The sequence below is a fragment of the Providencia sp. JGM181 genome, from assembly GCF_018257375.1.
GTDB classification, from domain to species: domain Bacteria; phylum Pseudomonadota; class Gammaproteobacteria; order Enterobacterales; family Enterobacteriaceae; genus Providencia; species Providencia lanzhouensis.
Genome location: NZ_JAERJY010000293.1, coordinates 1 through 790, shown reverse-complemented (window position 1 = coordinate 790; position 790 = coordinate 1). Strand labels below are relative to the sequence as shown.

Here is a 790-nt window from a genome sequence, read left to right as displayed (position 1 = left end):
GTGGAAACCTGCGATAGAAAAACTGCCCCTAGAACGCTGCTTAAGTTCGGGATATTCTTGTCGTAGCCAAGTAAAACTTTATTCAATTCTTTCGCATTCAATATATATTGCTGAGAAAAATTTATAGGGTCCTGTTTAAAAATATCAATGTCTTTACTCGGTAACACTTCTACCCCATGATTGCTGCCAGCTAAACTAATATCATGACTAGCCTCGCGAACGGATTGAGAGATCAATGCTGGATTTTCAACTGAATAACCATAGATACTTAGCTGATGGTCAAGACACTCCTCTATAGGATTCCCTGTTAATAATGATTCAGAAACTGCTTTAGCCATTATTTCTGCTCTCACTTCTCCATGACTGCTCGACTGATTTTTCAAGGTTTCAGAATAAGAGATTCCCTTATCAATACGGTGCATCCCTATAGGTACATGTTCAACAAATGCATCTTCAGGTAATAGTTCCTTTAATTCATTCGCAATCTCAATTGCATCTTGTAAATTTGCATTGGGAAAATAAATAACAGCTTGATCTGTTAAGTTACCTAATTTTTTAGGCCCCATAATCTTTGACTGCATAATTTTATTATGAGGATCTCGTTCATACAAATAAACTAGTGCTTCAGCTAATGAAAAGTAATGCTCTTTTTTCACATTAATTGTTAATCGCGACATTAACATCGAATTATTTTTATATCGCCCATTGAAGTCCTTGGGTAAAAGACGATAAGCATCACCATCTAAGAGATCACTATCCGATAAGTGACTAAAATAGTCTTCATTTTTTC

The 790-nt window shown here is 35.6% G+C and carries 1 protein-coding gene; it reads right to left on the bottom strand.

The features are described from left to right. A partial coding sequence (locus JK188_RS17595) for a T3SS effector HopA1 family protein (protein ID WP_249216052.1) occupies window positions 1-790 on the bottom strand: 790 nt, incomplete at both ends.